We start from the raw sequence: 18,373 nt of genomic DNA, 5'->3' as shown, positions 1-18,373 counted from the left end.
GCGCACCATGAATCCACGCCACCAACTGATCCTCACTCTGGTCCATCAGGCTCGCAAGATGAGCGTGAGTGAACTCTCCCGACATACCGGCGTGTCTGAGGTGACGGTGCGCAACGACCTCACCGCGCTGGAAAAACAGGGGCTGCTCAGACGGGTACACGGCTCGGCTATGGCGCTGGAGACCGATGACCCGGATGCCCGGATGAACATCAATTACCTGCTCAAGGAGCGCCTCGCCGAGCGTGCAGCCCAGCTGGTAGAGGATGGCGAAACAGTCTTTATCGAAGGGGGCAGCGCCAACGCCATGCTGGCGCGACATCTGGCCCTGCACAAACGGGTCACCATCATCACCATCAGCAGCTATATCGCCCATCTGCTCAAAGACACCCCGGCTCAGGTGGTGCTGCTCGGCGGGCTGTTCCAGCATCAGAGCGAGAGCGTGGTGGGGCCGCTCACGCGCCTCTGCATCGAGCAGGTGCACTTCTCCAAGGCCTTTATCGGGGTCGACGGTTTTCATCCCGAGATGGGTTTCACTGGCCGCGACATGATGCGGGCCGACGTGGTCAACAGCGTGCTGGCCAAGGGGATGACCAATGTTGTCATCACCGACAGCAGCAAATTTGGCGCCATCCACCCGAGCCAGCTTGGCGCGCCGGGCCAGATCAACGTACTGGTTACCGACGATGCCCTTCCCGCCCCCATGCGGGCTGCCATTGCGGCCAAGGGGATCACCCTGCACTGCGTTGCGGCCTAGGCCACCCGCTAATTCACGCTATTTCATTGACCTGACAGGATAAAATTTTCATGATGAGCCAGTTCCCATCGGGACTGACATCACCAGTGCGTGACCTGCAGGAAGCAGATTTTCAGGAGAGCAAGGACATGCCATCGACCATCACCGCCGGGGAGCGCCGACTCCCCCCTATCATTCGCGCCACCGCCATCACCCTGACCCTGTGCTGGAGCCCGTTTGGCTGGAGTGCCACGCTGCCCGCCGACTTGAAGTGGGAGAGCAACAACCAGGATCCTCTCTATGCCGATCCAGCCGCCAAGCGCGGCGGTACCTTTCGCACCTTTATGACCAGCTTCCCCCTGACCCTGCGCAAATATGGCCCCGACTCCAACGGCGGCTTTGCCGGTTACGTGCGGGAAACCAACCTGCCTCTGCTGAGCACCCATCCCGTCACCGGCAGCCCCATGCCGATGCTGGCAAACGAGTGGGCCTTCGGCGCCGACAACAAGACCCTCTATTTTCGCATCAATCCCAAAGCGCGCTGGTCAGACGGCCAACCGGTAACCGCCGATGACTGGCTCTTTACCCTCAAGATGATGCGCAGCAAAGAGATCAACGACCCCTGGTACAACAACTACTACAGCACCCAGATAGCCGATATCACTAAGTTTGATGATCACACCCTGGCCATCACCAGCGGCACCGAAAAGAGCCGCCAGGATCTGCTCGAGTCGCTGCCCATCAGCCCGGAGCCGAGCCACGCCATCAAGCTCACCAGCAATTGGGTCAATGAGTACAACTGGAAGGTGTTGCCGGTCACCGGCCCCTATCAGATCGATCAGGTGAAAAAGGGCAAATCGGTCACCTTCAAAAGGATTGAAAACTGGTGGGGGGATGACGAGCGCTACTTCCAGCATCGCTTCAATCCTGCACGGATCGAGATCAAGGTGCTCAGGGATCTGAACATCGCCTGGCAGCACTTCCTGCGCGGCGATCTCGACACCTTCCCGCTGGTGATGCCCAACTGGTGGCACGACAAGACCAAAACCGCGGAGTTCGAGAAGGGTTATATAGCGCGCACCTGGTTCTACAACCAGACCCCGCAATCGCCAATGGGGCTCTATCTCAACACCGCCGATCCGCTGCTGAATAATCTCGATGTGCGACTCGGGATCCAGCATGCCCTCAACCTCGACAAGATGCTCACCACCCTGCTGCGGGGGGATTACCAGCGACTCAACAGTTATGGCTCAGGTCAGGGGGAGTTTACCAACAGCGAGATCAAGGCCCGTCCGTTCGCTCCCAAACTGGCACGGGAATACTTTGCCAAAGCCGGTTTCAACAAAGTGGGGCCGCAGGGAATTTTGCAAAACGACAAGGGGCAGTCACTTACCCTCGCTATCACCTACACCACGGCGGAGCACGCCCAGCGGCTCACGCTGCTGCGGGAAGAGGCCAAGAAGGCGGGGCTTAATCTGGAGCTCAACCTGATGGATGCCTCGGCCGGTTTCAAATCGATGCTGGAGAAAAAGCACCAGAGCGCCTGGATGGCCTGGGCGGGCAGCCGCTATCCCGCCTATTGGGAGTTCTTCCACAAGGTCAACGCCAACAAGCCCCAGACCAACAACATCATGAACATCGATGACGATGCCATCACGGCTCTGGTGGAGCAGTATGACAAGGAGTTCGACTTTGCCAAAAAGGCGGCCCTGTCACGGCAGATCCAGCAGCGGCTCTATGAGCTGGCAAGCTTCGTCCCCGCCTATCAGGTGCCCTACACCCGGGAAGGCGCCTGGCGCTGGATAAAACTGCCAAAAGTACCTGCAACACCCAAGAGCGAGCAGCTTTACTGGCCTCTTGGGGGCGACAACAGCGGTTACAGCTATGGCGGTCTGCTATGGATTGATGAAGAGCTAAAATCCGAGACCAGGGCAGCCATCAAGAGTGGCAAGACTTTCCCGGCCGAGCCCATCATCGACACCACTTATCGCCAGCCCTGATTGCATCAGCCCATCGGCAAAAGTCCTTAAAACAAAAGACCCCGCCAGATAGCGGGGTCTTTGTTGGCAACCGGTGTTGCGAATAGCTCGGTGATCAGCCGCGTTTGGCCTGCTTCTCGGCAATGGCGTCAGCCACGTCAGCAGGCTCCAGTACGATGCCTTCCTGATCCGGGGTCGGGAAAACGGCAACACACAGTTCGTCCTGCTCCATACCGTCAACCCAGCGCTCCAGCCACACCTTCAGGGTGATGGACTGCGGCTTGCAATCGGCCCACTCACCTTCGGCCCACGCCTTGGCGTACTCCGGGTGCGGCCATACCGGGATGCAATCTTCATCGTCGGTGGTCAGCATCATGACGCCATGCTCGTCAGTCAGGACGAACAGCTCTTCATGCTCGACCAGCTTGCTGATGAAGTGATCGTAACGGTAATCAGCGTTCAGTTGCAGCGCGGCATTGCGCTCGGTGTCGCTCAGTTCATAGCTCATTGGCCAAGTCTCTCTCTCGATAAAGGGCGCCATGTTCACATCTTGTCGTCAGCTTGTCCAGCTTGCAGCCCCTTGGCACCGGATGGGGAGGACAATGACGCAAATAAGGATAGAGCAGCCTCCTCGATAGCGAGACCGCCAGCCATCATATTGCCCCTTTTACAGCGCAGGGGTGATCAGCTCCACATCAGGCTGCTCGCTCAGCTTTTGCCGCAGCCAGTAGGCGGACTCCACCTCGACAAAGCAGAGCAGATCCCGGCCATTGGCCGCCATCGCCATCAGCTGCTCAAAACGCAGCTGTTGTTGCTGCTCCCAGGCGGCAGCGAGTTTGGCACCGTGGGCCTCATCCACCACTTCGCGACGCAGCTCGAACAGGTTATCGGTGATCGGGCTGTTGATCTTGGCGGCGGTGTGCCAGTACATCAGCAGGTTATCCATCATCTCGCTGTCGTAGTTGGCCAGTGCATCCAGCTCGGGTGTATCACCGCTGTCGCTGGCGGCAAAATCACACCAGCCCGCATCGAGTGACGCCAGCTCATGAGCCCCCTTGGCATGCTTGCGTAACAGCGCAATGTCGGCCCCCTTGCGTGCAGGCAACCATACCTCGCCCTGATGGGCATCCAGCAGGGACGTCAACGAAGCAGCGGGGTAAACCGGAAAGCGGGTACAAAGTGAATGCAGCAGGGATACCAGAGTGATCTTGACCATGAGCGATACCTTGAACAGGGCGAACAGCCACCAATAGACCGTCCGATATAAAGAAGTGCCCTATCCTACCACGTTTGGTCCGGCTCAGCCCTTGGCGAAGCTGTCAGCCAACCATCTGATTACGCCGAAAAAAACAGCATTTGAAACGCAGCATCCAGCCAAAGATCAATAATTTGAGCCAGCGCCCACTAAAGTGGATCCGGGGATGCTAGTTTGCATACATCTTTAGCGTAAGGAGTAAATCCATGATTGGGATCGACCAGGTTTCTAACGAATTCGTGAACGATTTGAAAATACTGGCATGCTTTGATCCGGCCAACATGAGCCTGGGGATTAAATTACGCAGCGATATGTCTGAAGAGTTGTGCCAGGCGGCAGCCCGTCTGCATCAACAGGGGCTCATCAGCGCAGAAGATGGCGGCTATCTCACCCCGTTTGGCATGACCATGGTTGAACACCTGCAACATCTGTTGGTCGCACTCAAACCGCTTTGACCGGCTGTGGTGCCCAGAGCGAAAAGTTGAGTAGCTCCCAGCGCTCCCCTTGGTGAAGATGACAGGCAAACAGCAAAGGACCTTCGGGTCCTTTTACTTTGCCATCCACCAGCCACTCCCCCTCCCTTTCAGGCACCAGTCGCGCATTCACCTCATCGGGTTGCTGTGCAGTGCCCATCCGGACCTGGACAAATTGCTGGCAGATCACCTGCGCTTCCATCGCGGATTGAACCGGTACCGGCGCATCGGACGTCGGAGTCAAGGTGGCAGCAAGCAGGAGCGATAACAGCATGATTCAGCACATGGGAGTCAGTAGCAGAAGCCATATAAACAAAAAGCCGTGGCACCAGAGGTACCACGGCTTTCTTAAATTCTGTAAGAATTACAGAGCGGTTACGTTCTCAGCCTGCGGGCCTTTCTGACCTTGGGTCACAGAGAACTGTACGCGCTGACCTTCAGCCAGGGTACGGAAACCGTTACCTTGAATGGCGCTGAAGTGAACGAAAACGTCCGGGCCGTTTTCTTGCTGGATGAAGCCAAAACCTTTGGTTTCGTTGAAAAACTTAACGGTACCGGTGATCATGTTAGACATATCTTTTAAACCTGTATTCAAAATAATTACTTATGCTTTTCAGCGGGTAAAGCTCAAAAAACGGGATTAACTTATGAACAACAGGACAAGATGTGAAACATCGTATTCATTGACATAACTATCGCCCTTTCAAGCTGGTTTGGATTATACGTGGCTTTGTAGATTACGCAAACAAATTTGTGCCCTGCCAACGGCAGGGCACAAACCGTTATAAGGTGGCTGCTTCCAACGCTTCGACCAGCGCTCTGAGAAAACGAGCCGCCTCCCCGCCAGTACAGGCTCTGTGGTCAAATGTCATCGACAGCGGCAATGCCCTGACGGGACGCGCTTCACCATGGATGAACACCACTTTTTCGAACAGTTTGCCTGCCCCTATGATGGCTACCTGCGGCGGCGTGACGATGGGGCTGGCATAGCGGCCTGCGATGGCACCGAAGTTGGTGAGCGTAATGGTCGCCCCCTGCAACATCTCGCGCGGCACGGCGCGCGCCTTCACATCGGCGATCATCCGATCCAGCCCTTGCCGGATATCTGCCCCCTCCCGCTCGGCCACGTTCTCCATCACCGGCACATAAAGGCCATGCTTTGAATCCACCGCGATGGCTACATTGACCTCTTTGAACAGCCGCCGTGACAGGGTTTCACCATCAAACCAGGCGTTCATCGAGGGCTCGGCGCGGCACGCCACGCCAATGGCCTTGATAAGGCGCACCGTCACATCCTCATCAGGGCGCCAGTGACGCAAATCCACCTCATCGGTGATGCTGACCGGCACCACAGTCTGATGAGAGAGCTCCATCGCCTTGGCCATGGCCCGCCGTGACCCTTTGAGGAATTCGTTGCCACTGCTCTGCTGGGCCTCGAATGCCTGCTGCACATCCAGCTCGGTCACCATGCCGCCGCTGCCACTTCCCTTGATCCGGTCGATTTCCAGACCCAGCTTCTGCGCCAGCAGGCGCACGGCAGGCATGGCTTGCACCAGCGCGCCACCAGGGGCAATGGCCCCCACCACGAAGTGATCCTCGATATGCTGCTGATGGGCGCTCACCTTGCCCACTACGGTGCCATCATCCTCCCCCCCCTCGAACTCCACCAGCGGCACACCGATATGGAGGATATCCCCCTCGGCGCCGCAGAGACGGGCGATCACCCCGGCCACCGGAGAGGGTACATCCACCAGCGCCTTGGCCGTTTCCACCGACAAGAGCACCTGATCGACCGCGACGGTATCACCGGCACTCACCTTCCATTCGACGATCTCGGCTTCGGCCAACCCTTCACCCAGATCCGGTAATTTGAAAAATTTCATAGCCACTGGTTCTCCATCAGCTGGTGAGCGGCATCGGCGATATCCTGCTCGGTGATGAGGTAATACGCTTCGTTGCGATAGTAGGGAACGGCGGCATCCACGCCGGTCAGCCGTTTGGGTGGCGCCTTGAGGCTGGGAAGTGCCTGCTCGGTCACCCGCGCCACAATTTCGGCTCCGACCCCGAAGCTGCCACACGCCTCGTGCACCACCAGCAAGCGGCCGGTCTTGCGCACCGAGGTGAGGATGGTCTCCATATCCAGCGGCTTGATGGTGGCCAGATCCAGCACCTCGCACTGGATATCCTGCTCGGCCAACAGGTTCGCCGCCCGCATCACCTCCTGAATGCAGGCTCCCCAGGCCACTACCGTGATATCCCGGCCCGGGCGCAGGGTAAAGCAGACATCCAGCGGCAGGCCGACACCGTCATCCACCACCTCGGATTTCATCGAGCGATAAATGCGGTCCGGTTCGAAAAACATCACGGGATCCGGATCGCGGATGGCCGAGAGCAGCAGGCCATAGGCGCGTCTCGGGCTGGAGGGGATCACAACTCGCAGCCCTGGAATATGAGCAAACAGCGCCTCGACACTTTCGCTGTGATGCTCCGGCGAATGGATGCCCGCGCCATACGGGGAGCGATAGACAAGGGGACAGGAGAGGCGGCCACGGGTACGGTTTCGCATCCGCGCCGCCTGACAGATGATCTGCTCCATACCGGGGAAAATGAAACCCTGAAACTGGAACTCAGCCACCGGCTTGAGCCCCTGAGTGGCCATACCGACCGCCACCCCGGCGATCAGCCCCTCGGCCAGCGGCGTGTCGATCACCCGCTTAAAACCGAACTTGTCGCGCAGGCCAACGGTGGCGCGAAACACCCCGCCGTTGACCCCCACATCCTCGCCCAGTACCACCACATCCGGGTCGTGTTCCATCTCGTAGTGAAGGGCCATGTTGACCGCTTCCAGCAGACTGATCTCACTCATGGCCAACCTCCTGCTTCATCCCCTTGGCAATCACTCGCTCGCGCTGGGGCATGAGTTCGGCGGGCAGGCTGGCGTAGTGATAATCGAGCATCGCCTCCGGCGGCTGGGGCGCCATCGCCTCATAACGGGCGACCGCCTGTTCTACCTCTCGGGTAGCCTCCGCCAGCAGGCTCTGCTCCTGCTCTTCATCCCACCAGCCTTTGCTATGCATAAACTGGCGCAGCCGCTTGACCGGCTCTTTCGCCCAGGCGGCCTCGACCTCGGCCCCATCTCGATAGCGAGTGGCATCGTCGGCCGTGGTGTGATCGCCGAGGCGATAACTGACCGCTTCTATCAGGGTCGGCCCCTTGCCGCTGCGGGCCCGCTCGACGGCACTGCGGGCGGCATCGTAGACCGCAACCACATCGTTGCCATCCACCTGCAGGCTGCGCACCCCTGCACCAATCCCCTTTTGGGCCAGCGTAGGAGCGCTCGATTGCAGCTTGCGCGGCACCGAGATGGCCCACTGGTTGTTGTTGACGATGATCACCATCGGCAGGTGCCAGACACCGGCGCAGTTGAGCCCCTCCAGAAAATCCCCCTTGGAGGTGCCGCCGTCACCGATGGTGACCACGGCAACCCGCGGTTGATTACGCAGTTTGAAAGCCGAGGCAATACCGCAGGCGTGGGTGATCTGGGTGGCGATGGGAACGCAGATGGGGAGATCTTCAGAGGGAGTCCCATCGGGTTTGAGAAAATAACTGCCCCGCTCGTCACCGCCCCAATATTGCAGGTTCTTCTCCATCGGCACGCCCCGCACATAGAGGGTGGGCATGTCCCGATAGTAGGGAACGTAGACATCCTGCGGCTGCATGGCGAGCCCAATGCCAATCCCCACGGCTTCTGCGCCGAGATGGGAGGGAAAAGTACCGAGTTTGCCGGTTCGTTGCAGCGCAATCGCTTTTTTGTCATAGCTGCGCACCATCACCATATTGCGGTAGAAGGTGTGCAGTATCGCCTTGTCCAGCCAGGTCGGTAAGGTGGCGACCGGGCACCCTTCCGCATCGAGGTAACGAAGGAAAGGGATGTCGACATGGGTCATAACTGGCTCCTTGCCGTTGTGAGCGTCACCGATGCTGGTGACACCTAGATGTAAATACCTTGTTAAATAAAAAGCAAAGGGATTTACTCAGGTAAGACCAGTAGAAACTTCTTTAAAGTAACGAAGGAGCTGAATTTTCGGCGATGAGTGGTAAGGTATGCCGTAAATGGTGCAACTTTGCAGCACTGAACGCAGGATGCCAAATGTGAAAAAGGGGAGCCTTGCTCCCCCATTGAGTTACTCAAGTCAGCAGTTACTTCAGTTAGCTGTTACTTCGGTCCGCCGTTACTCCAACCAGCAGTTACGCCAGCCACTGTTGCAGCTGGCGGGCCATGCCAGCTGGCAGCAAGTGAGCGCGACTCAGCAAGCGGCTGCGCCAGGGCTCGGCCAGCAAGGTGGGGCAAATTCGCATCTCCCGCCCCCGGTCAGCCACGCGCACCAACCTGTCGATAAGAGTCTCCAGCGGCGGATGCTCTGGCCAGTGGGGATAGAGGTCGGCAGTTGTGATATCGGCCAGCTCGCACACTCGCTCCTCTTCCTCATCTCCCTTTCCATCAGCCATTGGCCAAGGGTGAAGCACCTGCAGCCAACCCGGCCGTGCGGCCTCCAGCAACTGGCCCAGCGTCGGCTGCGCAAAGTGGGGATCCCCAGCGACTTTGAGCAGATGACGCGCCCCCGCCAGCACCACCACGCCGCGGGCGGGAAGTGCAAGAAGATAGTCGGCCAGCGCCAGATCCCGCCCCCTGTTGTGTTGCTGCCACCGCTCCGGACTCATCTCCTGCCACTCGAATAAGGGCTCGCAGAGATGCACCCGCAGCCGCATATGTTCAGGGCGCGCCAGATTGCTCTGGCGCAGAGCGGAAAAGAGAGCCGGAAACTCGGGGGCCATCCAGGCGGGAAAGGCGCAGGAGTCGAGCCAGACCGGATAGAGCAGCGCCAGCGTCAGCGGCTCACCCTGCCAGCTCTCCTGCCCCGTCAGCCAGGCATCGAGCAAGCTCTGATGGCGGCGGTTGCCGCACTCCAGCACCAGATCGGTCATGACTCCCCAGAGCGCAGGATCACAGAGCCAGGCGTGTTGGCGCCGGATAAAATCCGGGTGCCAGTGCGGCTCCCCCAGTCCCACCAGCTTGCCCGCCTGCAAGGCTTCCCGGATGGCGGCAACCGGGGTCATGCATCCCCCTCCTGCCGGATGTGCGGTTGCTGCCCGACCCCATCGACCCGCTCACCAATAAGGGCGCCGATCTTTGCCAGCCAGTCGGGATGCACCATCTCCTGATGGAGGCAGGGGAAGCGCTCATAGCGGATTTCCCCTTTTGTCAGCGGCTCCCAACCACGTCCATCCAGCCAGGGCTGGCGGGAGGCTGACGCCTCGATAAAGATCACCTCCCCGTGGTAGCAGTAGTCGACCGGTTCACGGATCAACCTGTTGTTATGGCCAACCAGCTCAATCATGGCGCTCACCACCTGCTCGTCGAGCATGGCCAACGCACTCCCCTCCGCCCCCAGCCGTGCCACCACCTCGTCGCGGGTGAGGGAGTCGAGCGCATCGTCCGCAACCGCAATGCCTCCCATCCGCAGCAACGCATCGAGCATCCGCTGCTCGTCGGGCAACGGCTGGGTCTGCCACTGCTGACAGGGGTAGGCATCGAGCAGCAGCACCATGGCAACCTCCTGTCCCTGCTCTTGCAGCATGGCGGCCATCCGGTGCACCAGCATGCCCCCGAGCGACCAGCCGAGCAGCCAGTAGGGCCCCTCGCTCTGCTGACGACGCAGCTCGGTCACATAGTCGAGTGCCAGCTCGTCGAAACTGGCGGGCAGCGGCGCATCCGGCTGACAGAGCGCCCGCGCCTGCAGGGCATAGACGGCCATGTTGGTCGGCAGATGGGGCACCAGCGGCGCATAACACCAGCCGAGCCCGCCGGCGGGGTGGACGCAAAAGAGAGTGGGACCAGATGTACCCGCCGGCGCACCGGACGCTCGCAGGGGCAACAGCATGGGCATTGCCTCCCGCTCGCCGCCAAGACGGCGCGCCAGCTGGGCAGGGCTCGGCGCTTCGAACAGGCTAGCCAGAGTGAGCGCCTGTCCGGTCGACTCTTCAATGCGCACCACCAGCTGCGCCGCCAGCAGGGAGTGGCCGCCGAGGGCAAAGAAGTTATCGTCGGCGCCGACCCGCGCCAGCCCCAGAACCTCGGCGAAGAGGCGACAGAGCCGCTCCTCCAGCAAGGTTTTCGGCAGTGACTGACCCACCGCCGACGCCATGTCGGGCAGCGGCAGCCCCTTGCGATCCAGCTTGCCATTGGGGGTAAGCGGCAGTTCGGCCAGGTTTACCAGGAGCCCCGGTACCATGTAGTCGGGCAAGGCAGCGCCAAGGGCGGGTGTAAGCTCGGCCAGCGTCAGCTCTGTGCTATCTGCGGCCACCACATAGGCCACCAGACGGCGATCGCCGGGGGTAAATTCGGGGGCCAGCACCACCGCCTGCGCCACCCGGGGATGGCGCAGCAGCACCTGTTCGATCTCCTCCAGTTCGATGCGCTGGCCGCGGATCTTCACCTGAAAATCGAGGCGCCCCAGATACTCGATGGCGCCATCCTCGCGCCAGGCGGCCAGATCGCCGCTGCGATAGAGCCGTCCCGCCCCGAAGGGGTTGGCAATAAAGCGCTCGGCGGTGAGCTCGGGCTGGCCAAAGTAGCCCTCCGCCACCTGCACGCCGCCGATCCAGAGCTCCCCCGCCACACCGGGAGGCACCGGCTGCAACCAGGGGTCGAGAATGTGGATGCTGGTATTCCAGACCGGATAGCCGATGGGCACGCTGGTCACCGCCTCGTCTGCCCGGCAGGGATACCAGGTGACATCCACCGCCGCTTCGGTCGGGCCATAGAGGTTGTGCAGGGGGGCTGAAAATGCCCCATACCAGCGCTGCACCAGATCCGCGGGCAGCGCCTCACCGGAGCAGAAGACCTGCCGCAGGGCGCAGCAACGGGCAGGCTCGGCCTGTGCGACGAAGATCTGCAGCATGGAGGGGACAAAGTGCAAGGTGGTGATCCCTGCCTGCTCAATCAGCTCGGCAAGGTAGGCGGGATCCTTGTGGCCGCCCGGTTTGGCGAGCACCAGCCGCGCCCCGGTCATAAAGGGCCAGAAAAATTCCCAGATGGAGACATCGAAACCGGCCGGGGTCTTTTGCAGCACCCGATCCGCCGGGCCGATGGGATACATGTGCTGCATCCAGAGCAGCCGGTTGACGATGGCGCCATGGCTCACCACCACCCCTTTGGGGCGGCCGGTCGAGCCGGAGGTGTAGATGATGTAGGCCGCATCTTCCGGTTTGGGGGCTGGCAGATCACAAGGTGCTGTCGTTGCCAACTCTCCCGCCGCCAGCTGCTCTGCCACACCGGGGGCATCGAGGCAGACAAGTGGCGCGGCCACGTCGAGCGGCATCTGAAGCGTATGACAGGTCAACACCAGCGCAGGATCACTGCTGGCGAGAATGTAGCCGATCCGCTCCGCCGGATAGTCCGGATCAACGGGTACATAGACGGCCCCCACCGCCATGATGGCCTGCTGGGCGAGAATCAGCTCGGTAGAGCGCGGGATCACTACCGCCACCCGACAACCGGGGCCCACGCCCCTTCCCGCCAGATAGCTGGCCAGCTGGCGGGTACGCTGGCGCAGTTCGGCCACACTCCAGTGATCGGCGCCACACTCCAGCGCGATGGCGCTCTGATCCGCCGCCGCCAGCCCCTCGGCCAGCAGTGCGCTCAGGGTGGTGGTCGGCAACGGATGGTCGGTTTGGTTCCAGCGCGCCAGCTCAGCCTGCTCGCAGGGCAGCAACAGCGGCAAGCGCACCGCCAGGGCCTCGTCATCCGCCTCACTCCAGGCCGCCAGATAGGCCAGCAGCCGGGCCAGATGACGTTCACTCTCCTGTTTGCTGAAGCGCCCCTGACGGGTTTCGAGAGTAAGGGTCATAGCGCCTGCCTCCTCGGCAAAGTAGAAGGCGCACTCCTCCACCGGCCCCGCCGCCAGCACCTGCACCTCGCCACGAACATGGTTGTGTCCTTCACCAACGCTGAGGGTACGGGCAAAGGGCATCAGATTGACCTGAGGGCCAAACAGCGGCTGACCCGGCTGACGCTGCTGCAACCACTCCTGACGGCAGCTCTGATGACGGCGCAGGGCGGCAAATTGCCGCTCGACCTGTGCCTGCAACTCCCCTACCCGGCTGGTGCCGCTCAGCTCGATGCGCAGGGGCACCACATTGACCTTCATGCAGGGGGTATCGGCCGCCGCTGAGCTCAGTCGCCCCATCAGCGGAATACCCAGCACCACCTCGCCAGCGCCACTCATCCGCTGCACATAGCTGGCCACCGCCGCCAGCAGCAGGCTGTAGGGGTGACAGGCCGAACGACTCGCCCGCGCCACCAATGCCTGCCACTGGCGGCCAGCAAGCCGTTGTTCAAGACGATAGGTGGGGCCCGGCCCTTGCGCCGGACGGCGGGAGAGCGACGCCGGGTTCTCCACCCCGGCCAGCTGCTGCACGAAGAAATCGCGATCCCGCGCGGCACGCGGCGAATCCTGATAGGCCGCCTCCTCGGCCAACAACTCCTGCTGGGTCGCATAACGACAGGGAGCAAGCTGCTCGCCGATGCAGAGCGCCTCATACCAGCTCGCCACCCGCTGGCAGAGCAAACTCAGGCCAAAGCCGTCGATGGCGATATGGTGCACGGCAATAAACCAGGCCCACCGCCCCTCGCCAAGGCGATAGAGCGTCGTGGCAAACAGTGGCCCCCCGGCCAGATTGAAGGGGACGGCCAGCTGCGCACGCATCTCGGCCTGCGCGGCTGCGAGTGGATCGGCTTCGCTGCGCAAATCTCGCTCTGCCAGCTGCCAGCAGGCGGGGTTGGCCACCATCTGCGGACCATCGGCAGTAGCCACAAAGGCGCAGTGCAGACCGGGGATCTCGTCGATGGTCTGGCGCACCGCGCGGGTGAAGTGATGAGGAGCCAGCGCCCCCTCCAGCAGCCAGTATTCGCCGGTATTGCAGGCGGGGCTCTGCGGGTATTTTTGCTGGGCAAACCAGATGCCCGCCTGAGCAGTGGTAAGTGGCCAGCGTGGGTGCTCCCCACGCTGGTGGGTGGCGCGCATCGCCATTGTCTGTTCCATGGGAATGTCCTTGCGCAAACATAGAGCGGGCAGCGGCTGCCCCTGCCCGCATGGCTGAAAAGCGAGGAGGCCAGGCCTCCTCCATAAAGAGAGTGTCACGCCTGCCAGATCGGCAGCGCGCGGGCTAGACCCCCAGGGTGGCACCGCCATCGACCACCAGATCCTGCAAGGTGATATGGCTGGCGGCATCGGAGGCGAGAAACAGCACGCAGGCAGCCACCTCGTCGGGTGTTCCCAATTTGCCAAGGGGGATCCCCAGCTTGAACTGCCCGGGCAGGCCCGCGATGGTGCGCAGCTCCCCTTCACGCTGTTCCCCCTCCTGCCACATGCCGTACAGCATCGGGGTACGGGTCGAGCCCGGCGACACCAGATTGCAGCGCACGCCGTAGGGGGCGAGTTCCAGCCCTGCCGTTTGGGTCAGGCTGGTCAGCGCCGCCTTGGAGGCACCATAGATGCCCATCCCCACTCGCGGCACCCGACCGGCATTGGAGGAGACATTGACGATGGCGCCCCTGCGCCGTCCCTGAAACCAGGGGGTCAGGGCCCGCATCAGGTAGAAAGGGGCGAAAGTGTTGATGGCGAAGGTGCGCTGCAAGAGGGCGTCATCCACCTCATCGAGCCTGCAGGTCGCCAGTACGCCAGCGACATTGACCAGCACATCGGGCCCCAGCCCCTCGTCCAGCAGCTGTTCGCTGCAGCGGGTCACGGCCTCGCTGTCGCTGACATCGATTACCACCCCCTTCACGTTGCCGGGCAGCGCCTCGGCCAGTTGCAGATCGAACGCCACCACGCTGGCTCCCGCCTCGGCAAAGGTGCGCGCCACCGCATGGCCAATTCCCTGCGCCGCGCCGGTTACCCAGACGGTTTTGCCTTGCCACTCGCTCATGGGGTGTACTCCGGTTCGCTGACGTGAACTTCGTTAACCTGACGAGCCTTGGCCTGACTGACATTAAGCTGACGGGAGAGGAGCTCCCACCAGTGAGCCAGGGTCGGCGTGCGGGCCAGCTCGGCCAGCTCCACCACCAGCCCCTGCTGACGCCACTCTTCCACCAGCCCCATCACCGCCAGCGAGTCGAGACCATAGTCGAGCAGATTGTCATCCTCGGTGGGCTGCTCCTGCTGCATCTCGGCGGGCAGCCGCGCCAACACCAGATCACGCAGTGACTCTCGAGTCAGGGGGCGTTTGCTGGCCGCCATCACCTCGGCCACGGTAATCACCCGACCGGCATTGCGGCTGACATAGGAGAGCGCCAGCAGATGATCCTCGCGGGAGAAGTCGGCGATGGCATCTGCCACCAGGAAGGGGCGGATATCGCGCATAAAGGCATCGACCGCCGTCTGCATCACCCCGATATGGCCGTAGATGCCGCAGATCACCAGCTGATCCCGCCCCCATTCGGCCATCAGCTTCGCCAGCGGTGAGCGGCAAAAAGCGCTGTAGCGCCACTTGGTCAGCACCGTATCCTGCGGCTCGGGGGCCAGCGCCGAAACAATCGGCTGACGCTCCGGCGCTCGGGTCAATCCGGGCCCCCACATGTCGTTGAGCAGGGCCCGATCGGCCTGGCTCTGCTCGGCGGGCTGGGCGGTATAGACCACCGGCATGCCAAGAACTCGCGCCTGACGGATCAGGGTGGCGATATGGTCGATAACCTGATTGATCAGCGGATTGCCCGGCCCGTAGAAATCGACGAAATAGTGCTGCATATCGTGGACCAGCAAAGCGGCACGGCCCGGTTCGAAGGGCCAGTTTACCCGCCCGGTTGGCAGCTCTTCTGCGGTAGGCAGCGGATAGGCGGCGAGGGATTGAATGGTCATGCACACTCCTTGGCGAGCTGCTCGCGCAGCGTCTGTTTGTCTATCTTGCCGACCGGGGTGTGGGGCAGTTGCTCCACCAGCACCAAGCGATCGGGCAGTTTGTAATCGGCCACCCCCTGCTCGCGCAGGAAACGGCGCAAACGGGGCAGATTGAGGGGCTCGCGGCACATCAAAAAGGCGCAGCTGCGCTCCCCGAGCATGGGATCGGGCATGGCGACCAGCGCCGCCTGCCGCACCTCCGGGTGGGTCAGCAACAGCTCTTCAATCTCGAGGGCGTCGATCTTCTCGCCACCCCGGTTGATCTGATCCTTGTTGCGCCCCACCACCATCAGATGACCGCCGGGCAAGCGGCAGACAAGATCGCCGGTGCAGTAGAAACCGTCCCGGTCAAAAGCCCGCTGATTGTGGGCATCAGCCTTGAAGTAGCCGCGAAAGGTGTAGGGGCCACGCGTCCAGAGCTCGCCGCACTCACCATCGGGCAAGGGGCGCCCGTCGCTATCCCTCACTTCCACCTCGTCGCCCGGGCTCATTGGACGGCCCTGGGTATTGACGATGTGCCACTGGTCATCCTCGATGCGGGTGTAGTTGACCAGCCCCTCGGCCATGCCAAACACCTGCTGCAAACGGCAACCAAGGCGGCTCGCCACCGCCTCGGCATGAGCCGGGCTGAGGCGCGCACCTCCCACCTGCACACACTCCAGAGAGGTCTGCGGATAGTGGCTGGCCGCCTCCAGCCAGAGCGCCAGAGCCGGTGGCACCAGTGCCGCCCAGTTGACCTGATGGCGCTGCACCAGCGGCAGACAGGTTGCGGCGGAAGGATCCTTTGCCAGCACCACGCAGCCACCGACATAAAACACCCCGAGTGCCCCGGGGGAGCTCAGGGGAAAGTTGTGGGGCGCTGGCAGAGCGCAGAGATAGATCACCCGCTCATCCCAGCCGCACACCGCTACGCTCTGGCGCACGCTGTAGCCATAGTCATCGTGGGTACGGGGGAGCAGTTTGGGGGTGCCGGTGCTGCCGCCGGAGAGCTGGAAAAAAGCGACTTGATCGGCCGGGGTAGGAGTTGGCTCGATAGCCGTCAGCGGCGAACCATCAGCACGGGCTATCGGGTCAGGCTGACACCATGCAAATCCTGACTGAAGATCGGAGCCTTCTGCCTGCTCGAACAGCAGTGTCTGGCAGGAAGGCGATACCAGCTCATCAAGGGCCACGAGGCTCCCCGCTTCACCGGCAAAGCCGGGATGGGAGGGGCTGAGTACCAGCAAGGCGGGCTCAATCTGGCGGGCAAAGGCCACCAGCTCGCGCCGCTGATGGCTGTAGAGGGCGTGCACCGCCACCACTCCGCAGCGGATCAGGGCAAACCAGCAGATATAGAACTCTGCGCAGTTGGGCAACTGCACCAGCGCACTATCGCCGTGGCCCAGCCCGCGCGCAGCCAGCCGCGCCGCCAGTGCATCGACCTCACGCTTTAACTGGCCATAATTGAGGGTTCGCTCGCCGCAGATCAGGGCCGTGCGCTCGGGATAACGTGCGGCGGAGTCATCGAGCAGTGCGGTGAGCGGTTGTCCGCACCACCACCCTTGCGCCCGGTAGTGGGCCGCCAGCTCGGCGGGCCAGGGGGTAAAGGGCACCAGCGGCTTCATGCAGTTACCTCCGGCTCCCGGCTTTCGAGGCCGAAGGCGCGCAGCATGGTGCCGAGCTTGGCGGCGGTCTCCTGCCACTCCGCTTCCGGCGAGGAGCCCACCACTACCCCGGCGCCGGCATAGAGCCGCAGTTGCCTGCCGGCCAGCACGCCACAGCGAATGGTGACTACCCACTCGCCATTGCCATCGGCATCCATCCAACCAACGGCGCCGCAGTAGAAGCGGCGATCGTACCCCTCAAGCCGGGCGATGGCCTGACGCGCTGCCGAGAGCGGCGTGCCGCACACCGCCGGTGTCGGGTGCAGCGCCAGCGCCAGAGCCAGCACGGGAGAGGGCTCATGGAGCCGTCCGGCGATGCGGGTCGAGAGGTGCCACATGGTAGGAGTGGCGATCACCTGCGGCTCCAGAGGGACGTCCAGCTCGCGACAGAAGGGAGCGAGGGCCGCAGCGACTGCATCGGCCACCAGCGCATGTTCATAGCGATCTTTTTGCGCCCCCAGCAGCTCGGCACTGGCCGCCGGTTGATCAGGAAAAGCGTGGCGCGGACGGGATCCCGCCAGCGGATTGCTCACCACCGCCATCTCGCTGCGCGATACCAGCAGCTCGGGGCTGGCGCCAAGCAGGGTCTCCCCATCCGGCAGCGGGATCTGGAACACATAGGCGCCCGGATTCTGGGCCAGCAGAGAGCCATAGGCGTGTGCGGGTGAGGTCTGCTCTGCGCTCTGCACGTCGATGGCGCGCGACAGCACCACTTTCTCAAGCCGCCCCTCGCTAAACTGCTGCAGCGCCGCCCGCACCGCCCCCTGATAGTGGGCAGCGCCGGTCACTTCACTCACCGCACCATGGAGCTGGCAACAGCGGGCGGGCAACAGGGCATCCCTTGCAACCCACTGCGATTGCGCCGGGATCACCAGATGCCAGGGGGATTGGGTATCAAACGGAATGGCGCCGATGGCGATGGGATTGTCCATCCCCTGTTGGCGCAACTGACGCAGATGGGCGAGCAGTTTTTCCGGTGGAATGCCGGTAAAACTGTCGTGGATACCGGAAGCGACCAGTACCCTGTCACCGCTGGCAAAACAGCACACTTTATCCAACCCGGCCGCTGTGGCGGGCCACTCTCCTTCCAGTGCATGGTCACACATGACAGTGCTACTCCTTGGAATGAATCACTGCCTGACACGACTTAAGGTGAGTCATTTGACTCACCAGATATCAGGGTGAACGGCATCCTAACAAGGAGCGAAATAGTGATCAATACAAATGATAATCAATTTCATTAACTTCTTTTTAGTCAAAAGAGGGTGACGAACGAAACTGAACTTCGCCGATAAAAAAGAGTTGCGATCGGAGCAAATTCAACTTGATAAT

The 18,373-nt window shown here is 61.8% G+C and carries 16 protein-coding genes; 3 read left to right on the top strand and 13 right to left on the bottom strand.

Going from position 1 to position 18,373, the window contains the following annotated elements; genetic code table 11:
• The first annotated feature begins 7 nt into the window (after window positions 1-7).
• Both I6L46_RS03595 and I6L46_RS03590 read left to right on the top strand, forming a co-directional pair.
• Window positions 8-754 (top strand): DNA-binding transcriptional regulator YciT, encoded by a 747-nt coding sequence (locus I6L46_RS03595; protein WP_005350628.1) that lies wholly within the window; start codon window positions 8-10, stop codon window positions 752-754.
• A gap of 128 nt (window positions 755-882) precedes the next feature.
• Window positions 883-2,733 (top strand): extracellular solute-binding protein, encoded by a 1,851-nt coding sequence (locus I6L46_RS03590; RefSeq protein ID WP_216978004.1) that lies wholly within the window; start codon window positions 883-885, stop codon window positions 2,731-2,733.
• 94 nt (window positions 2,734-2,827) lie between these two features.
• On the opposite strand, the gene I6L46_RS03585 is transcribed toward I6L46_RS03590, so the two are convergent.
• On the bottom strand, window positions 2,828-3,220 hold the full coding sequence (locus tag I6L46_RS03585) for a DUF2750 domain-containing protein (protein WP_005334204.1): 393 nt from the start codon (window positions 3,218-3,220) through the stop codon (window positions 2,828-2,830).
• 159 nt (window positions 3,221-3,379) lie between these two features.
• Window positions 3,380-3,928, bottom strand: a complete 549-nt coding sequence (locus I6L46_RS03580; protein WP_108540237.1) for a hypothetical protein — start codon at window positions 3,926-3,928, stop codon at window positions 3,380-3,382.
• A gap of 245 nt (window positions 3,929-4,173) precedes the next feature.
• On the opposite strand from I6L46_RS03580, the gene I6L46_RS03575 reads away from it, so the two are divergent.
• Window positions 4,174-4,422, top strand: a complete 249-nt coding sequence (locus tag I6L46_RS03575; RefSeq protein ID WP_005334209.1) for a TIGR02647 family protein — start codon at window positions 4,174-4,176, stop codon at window positions 4,420-4,422.
• Here I6L46_RS03575 and I6L46_RS03570 read toward each other — a convergent pair.
• The 11 genes from I6L46_RS03570 to I6L46_RS03520 form a co-directional block, all read right to left on the bottom strand.
• A complete protein-coding gene (locus tag I6L46_RS03570; RefSeq protein WP_108540234.1) occupies window positions 4,409-4,714 on the bottom strand; it encodes a hypothetical protein in 306 nt (101 codons plus the stop codon). The two genes, I6L46_RS03575 and I6L46_RS03570, sit on opposite strands and share 14 nt — an antisense overlap.
• A 90-nt stretch (window positions 4,715-4,804) precedes the next feature.
• Window positions 4,805-5,014 carry a cold-shock protein gene (locus tag I6L46_RS03565; RefSeq protein ID WP_005302803.1) on the bottom strand — a complete coding sequence of 70 codons (210 nt, stop codon included), beginning with the start codon at window positions 5,012-5,014 and terminating at the stop codon, window positions 4,805-4,807.
• Between the two features lie 208 nt (window positions 5,015-5,222).
• The gene (locus I6L46_RS03560; RefSeq protein ID WP_216977418.1) at window positions 5,223-6,323 is read right to left on the bottom strand and encodes a dihydrolipoamide acetyltransferase family protein; all 1,101 of its coding nucleotides are present in this window, start codon (window positions 6,321-6,323) and stop codon (window positions 5,223-5,225) included.
• Window positions 6,320-7,306 carry an alpha-ketoacid dehydrogenase subunit beta gene (locus tag I6L46_RS03555; RefSeq protein ID WP_021231077.1) on the bottom strand — a complete coding sequence of 329 codons (987 nt, stop codon included), beginning with the start codon at window positions 7,304-7,306 and terminating at the stop codon, window positions 6,320-6,322. The genes I6L46_RS03560 and I6L46_RS03555 overlap by 4 nt, the downstream gene beginning before the upstream one ends.
• Window positions 7,299-8,387: a pyruvate dehydrogenase (acetyl-transferring) E1 component subunit alpha gene (gene pdhA, locus I6L46_RS03550; RefSeq protein WP_042052718.1), complete on the bottom strand. Its 1,089-nt coding sequence runs from the start codon at window positions 8,385-8,387 to the stop codon at window positions 7,299-7,301. The genes I6L46_RS03555 and pdhA overlap by 8 nt, the downstream gene beginning before the upstream one ends.
• Window positions 8,388-8,688: 301 nt before the next feature.
• Window positions 8,689-9,558, bottom strand: a complete 870-nt coding sequence (locus tag I6L46_RS03545) for a hypothetical protein (RefSeq protein ID WP_216977417.1) — start codon at window positions 9,556-9,558, stop codon at window positions 8,689-8,691.
• Entirely contained in the window at window positions 9,555-13,544 is a 3,990-nt protein-coding gene (locus tag I6L46_RS03540; RefSeq protein WP_216977416.1) for a non-ribosomal peptide synthetase, read from the bottom strand. Before I6L46_RS03540 ends, I6L46_RS03545 begins: the two co-directional genes overlap by 4 nt.
• 124 nt (window positions 13,545-13,668) lie before the next feature.
• On the bottom strand, window positions 13,669-14,430 hold the full coding sequence (dhbA, locus tag I6L46_RS03535; RefSeq protein ID WP_216977415.1) for a 2,3-dihydro-2,3-dihydroxybenzoate dehydrogenase: 762 nt from the start codon (window positions 14,428-14,430) through the stop codon (window positions 13,669-13,671).
• Window positions 14,427-15,359 (bottom strand): isochorismatase family protein, encoded by a 933-nt coding sequence (locus I6L46_RS03530; RefSeq protein WP_216977414.1) that lies wholly within the window; start codon window positions 15,357-15,359, stop codon window positions 14,427-14,429. Before I6L46_RS03530 ends, dhbA begins: the two co-directional genes overlap by 4 nt.
• Entirely contained in the window at window positions 15,356-17,002 is a 1,647-nt protein-coding gene (locus I6L46_RS03525) for a (2,3-dihydroxybenzoyl)adenylate synthase (RefSeq protein ID WP_216977413.1), read from the bottom strand. Before I6L46_RS03525 ends, I6L46_RS03530 begins: the two co-directional genes overlap by 4 nt.
• A complete protein-coding gene (locus I6L46_RS03520) occupies window positions 16,999-18,147 on the bottom strand; it encodes an isochorismate synthase MenF (RefSeq protein ID WP_107685135.1) in 1,149 nt (382 codons plus the stop codon). The genes I6L46_RS03525 and I6L46_RS03520 overlap by 4 nt, the downstream gene beginning before the upstream one ends.
• Window positions 18,148-18,373: the final 226 nt, after the last annotated feature.

Source organism: Aeromonas sp. FDAARGOS 1416 (genome assembly GCF_019048085.1).
In the GTDB taxonomy this organism is placed as follows: domain Bacteria; phylum Pseudomonadota; class Gammaproteobacteria; order Enterobacterales; family Aeromonadaceae; genus Aeromonas; species Aeromonas veronii.
Note: the sequence above shows the minus strand (reverse complement) of the source record. Positions and strands in the feature narration are given on the sequence as shown.